Origin of the sequence: Hymenobacter sp. (genome assembly GCF_036387835.1) — a bacterium.
Classification (GTDB): domain Bacteria; phylum Bacteroidota; class Bacteroidia; order Cytophagales; family Hymenobacteraceae; genus Hymenobacter.
Map to the genome: position 1 here is coordinate 1 of NZ_DASVSY010000091.1, position 4,425 is coordinate 4,425.

Sequence of the window (4,425 nt, forward strand, 5' to 3'; positions counted from 1 at the left end):
TGTGAGTTGCCAGTTAAACAATACTGGCAACTCACAACCGGCAACTGGCAACTGAATATCTTGTATAAACTAATTTTATTGACATATTACCAACATAATTAGTAAAAGCTCGTTATTTGCAAGCATCAATCCTTGTAACATGTGCATCGTTGACATTCTTGACATTGCTCGTCACCCCGTCTGGCTTATTGAGTGTGACACTCCTGTGCCCGCTGGCTTCCCGAGCCCGGCCGACAACAGTCACAGCGGCCAGCGCATCGACCTGAACACTATTTTGCTACCGCACCCCGACTGCACGTACCTGGCGCGCGTCAAGGGGCACAGCATGGACGGCCCACCTTCTCATATCCCCGACGGTGCCCTGATGGCCGTGGACTGCGCACTAAAGCCGCAGCCCGGTAATGTGGTGGTGGCTGCCGTAGAGGGCGAGTTTACGGTGAAGCGCCTGGAAAAACGGGGCAGCTTCTTCTGGCTTGTACCCGACAACCCTCAGTACGAACCCTTGCAGATTACCGGGCCCGATCAGGCCCAAATTTGGGGAGTAGTCACGCACGTCATCACCGAACTCATTAGCGGCAAGCTCCACGAACATGTTCGCTCTCGTCGATTGTAATAACTTTTATGTGAGCTGCGAGCGGGCCTTTCAGCCTCGGTTGGCCAAGTTACCCGTCGTGGTGCTCAGCAACAACGATGGCTGCGTGCGACCTGTTGCCTGTGAACTAACTAAGCAGGCGTTCTTTAGCTCGGGCTAAGGAATAACTATCTGTCTGGTGCAGAGCTCAATTCTCTGTCGTCCTGATGAGCGGACGAAAACACTTTCCCCACTTGTGCGAGGTGGCAACTTGGATGGGTGAAGCGGGAAAGGACGCGGGTACGTCGGAGACTGGCCGGCCATCCCCGCAAGTGTGAAAGCATGCGTAAGAATTCTGAATCCACTACTCATCGTTACGTTGAACAAGCTTAGCCAGTATGAGAAGCTTGCCCAAAAGGAACTGGTTGTCGGGCTGTGGTAATGCGTTTCCGACCACAGCCGCTCATTCGCAGCACAACCCGGTGACCAAGTGGGACGCTACCCTTTCGTGAAACAGACAGATGGAACAAGGAAACCACGGAACGGCTCTGCTTCGGCAGTGGGCAGCCAGCTACATGCCGGTCCGTGAGAGGATGGCGCAAAAAGCAAACGCCGCCGGGAAAGCCGGCGGATACGCCCACTTGCGTCCGTTGTGTATCGGTAAATGCAGTCAGTAGCAGTCAAGACGATGGACACTGTGACGCCACAGATGGATGAATGGAAGGCCTTGCCCTGGAAGAAACTCCAACGCACGGTCTTCAGACTGCAAAAGCGCATTTATCAGGCCAGCCTCCGGGGAGATACCCGTCGGGTGCGCCAACTCCAAAAACTAGTGAGTAAATCCCGGGCCGCCAAGCTTTTGGCGGTCCGCAAAGTCACCCAGGACAATCAAGGCAAACGCACGGCCGGCATCGACGGGGTGAAGTCGCTCACCGACCACCAGCGCCTGCGGCTCAGCCGTCGGCTCTCGTTTCGGTGCGCGGCCAAGCCGTTGCGCCGGGTCTGGATACCCAAGCCGGGCTCGACCGAAAAGCGCCCCTTGGGCATTCCCGTCATGCGGGACCGGGCCTTACAAGCCCTGGTCAAGCTGGCGCTGGAACCCGAATGGGAAGCCCGGTTCGAGCCCAACAGCTACGGCTTCCGGCCCGGCCGGTCGGCGCACGATGCCATTGGGGCCATTTACAACTGCATCAACCAGCGGGCCAAATGGGTATTGGACGCCGACATTGAGAAGTGCTTTGACCGGATTGACCACGAGCGGCTCTTAGCCAAAGTGGCCACCATGCCCCTGTTTCGTCGCCTGCTCAAAGGCTGGCTCCAAGCGGGGGTGATGGAGGGCGAGGTCTTCCAGCCCGTGGAAGCTGGCACACCCCAAGGGGGTGTCATTTCACCACTGCTGGCCAACATCGCGCTGCACGGCATGGAAACGGTCATCCAGACGCACTTCCGACAGAAGCGTATCAGCCGCACCCGCCTGAGTCCGAAAGCGACCCTGATTCGCTACGCTGACGACTTCGTGGTTCTCCACGAAGACAGAGCCGTCATCGAAGCCTGTCAGCAGCTACTCACGGACTGGTTGGCGCCGTTAGGACTGGCCATGAAACCGGCCAAAACGCGCGTGGTGCAGGGTGTGCACCACGCGCCAGAACATCCGGCCGGGTTTGATTTCCTAGGCATGAGTGTCCGGCAGTTCCCGGTGGGACGCACCCACACGGGAAAAAGCCAGCGGGGCATCCCGTTGGGATACAAGACGATCATTAAACCATCACGTACCGCACAGCAGCGCCACGACCGCCGACTACGGGAAATCGTGTATCGGCAGCGGGGCTCGCCCCAGGCCGCCCTCATCCGAGAACTGAACCCGGTGATACGCGGCTGGTGCAATTACTATGCGGGCGTAGTGGCTAAAGACGTCTTTTCCCGGCTGGACTACAGTCTCCACCACAAACTCCGCCGCTGGGCCACGCGTCGGCACAGCGGCAAGCACAAACGCCGCATCGTGCACAAATACTGGCGCCTCGAGCAAGGCAGCTGGAAATTCGACACGCCCCAGGGCGTGCGGCTGCGCACGCACAGCGTCACCCGTATTAAGCGACACGTTAAGGTGGCGGGCAGTCGCTCCCCTTTCGATGGCAAGTGGGTGTACTGGGGTGCCCGGCTGCGGGATTACCGCGGCCTGGACCTGCGCACCAGTGCGCTGCTCAAACGACAGGCGGGGCGATGTGCGTGGTGTCAACTGTGCTTCATGGACACGGATATACTTGAAAAGGACCACCGCGTACCCCGAATACGCGGCGGAGAGGAGGAGTTGGACAACCTGCAACTGCTGCACCGGCACTGTCACGACCAAAAGACACGGCAGGACGGCAGTATGGCAGCCCGCAGTAGCGGTGCACAACGAGGAGCCGTGTGAGGTGAAAGCCTCACGCACGGTTCTGAAGTGGCAGCCGGGGGAGCGATTCCCCGGCTGACCATAACGTGGTCTCGCGCTCTGCCGAAGCCAAGGCCTTGGGCATAAAGATGGGAGCGCCCTTGTTTCAAGTGCGTCCGCTGATCGAGCAGCACCAGGTGCAGGTGTTTTCCTCGAACTATGCCCTCTACGGCGACATGAGCTACCGGGTGATGAGCTACCTCGCTTCTGTAGTGCCTGAGCTGGAGATATACTCGATTGACGAGGCCTTTCTGGGGCTGCACGGCATGGAGCGCTATACAAAGCCCGCACTGAATGACTTCGCTCAGGAAATTCGCGAGCAGGTTAACCAACGGACGCACATACCTACCTGCATAGGTATTGCGCCTACCAAAACCTTGGCCAAGCTCGCTAATCACTTAGCAAAGCAAGATACCGCGTGCAAGGGCGTGCTGCTGCTTGATTCGGTGGAGCGGCAGTGGTGGGCCCTTGGCCAGGTGCCGGTGGAAGAAGTATGGGGCGTAGGCCGCCAATACGGGCAGAAGCTGCGCGCTATGGGCTTGGATACGGCGGCTGACCTGGCTTGCTGCTCGGAAGCGTGGGCCCGCAAGCACATGGGCGGGGTGGTAGGCGCCCGCTTGGTGCGCGAGCTGCAAGGCACTCCCTGCCATCAGCTGCACGCCAGCGAAGACGGCACGCTGGCGCGGAAAAGTATTGCCCATACCCGCAGCTTCGGCCGGCCGCTTTCCAAATTCGACGATTTGCTTGGCGCCGTGGCGGCCTTCACTTCCCGGGCCGCCGAAAAGCTGCGCGCTCAAGGTTCGGAAACCTATATGATGACAGTGTTTCTTGGCCAGAACCGTTTCGGCCCGACGCCTCCGCCTTACACCTACTCCGCTCAAATTACGCTGCCCACCTCTACCAGCAACACCACCGACCTGGTGCGGGCAGCCCGTGCGCTGCTAGAGAAACTCTGGCAGCCCGGACTTTTATACAAGAAAGCCGGCGTCATCTTCGATGGGCTGGAGGGGCACGGCCAACCGCAGCTTAGTCTGTTCGAACAACTGCCCGAAGTGCAGCGCCCACAATCGGCGGCGCTTATGCGGAAGCTCGACCAATTGAACAGCCGGTTCGGGCAAAACTGCGTGCAAGTAGCCACGGCTGTGGCTGCCGTCCCGAAAGGAACCCCCGCCCCCTGGCTAGGGCAAAAGCGGCAGTGCAGCCTCGCCCGCACCACTTCCTGGAAAGATTTGTGGGAAATAGGCTAGCAGCCGACAACTCGCTGAATGCGTGTCTTTTCACGAATAGCCATAATAAGGTAGGGCAGGCCAGGTTGCAGGAGCCGCCTTGGTCGACGGTAAGCGCCGCGGGTAACCGCACCCTGAGGCATAGCTTAGTTTGCATTTTCAGTGAGTGCCGCTGTACCTTTGCGGCACCAATTCTT

At 59.1% G+C, this 4,425-nt stretch carries 3 protein-coding genes and 1 pseudogene; all 4 read left to right on the plus strand.

What is annotated here, in order from left to right; genetic code table 11:
- Positions 1 to 139: 139 nt before the first annotated feature.
- The 4 genes and pseudogenes from VF639_RS17450 to VF639_RS17465 all read left to right on the plus strand — a co-directional run bounded on the left by VF639_RS17450 (position 140) and on the right by VF639_RS17465 (position 4,249).
- Positions 140 to 613: a LexA family protein gene (locus tag VF639_RS17450; RefSeq protein ID WP_331147214.1), complete on the plus strand. Its 474-nt coding sequence runs from the start codon at positions 140 to 142 to the stop codon at positions 611 to 613.
- A pseudogene (locus VF639_RS17455) lies at positions 591 to 701 on the plus strand (Y-family DNA polymerase); the annotation flags it as partial. The gene VF639_RS17450 and the pseudogene VF639_RS17455, both read left to right, overlap by 23 nt.
- Before the next feature lie 534 nt (positions 702 to 1,235).
- The gene (ltrA, locus tag VF639_RS17460) at positions 1,236 to 2,984 is read left to right on the plus strand and encodes a group II intron reverse transcriptase/maturase (protein ID WP_331147216.1); all 1,749 of its coding nucleotides are present in this window, start codon (positions 1,236 to 1,238) and stop codon (positions 2,982 to 2,984) included.
- 65 nt (positions 2,985 to 3,049) lie between these two features.
- Positions 3,050 to 4,249 (plus strand): Y-family DNA polymerase, encoded by a 1,200-nt coding sequence (locus tag VF639_RS17465; protein ID WP_331147217.1) that lies wholly within the window; start codon positions 3,050 to 3,052, stop codon positions 4,247 to 4,249.
- Positions 4,250 to 4,425 lie beyond the last annotated feature (176 nt).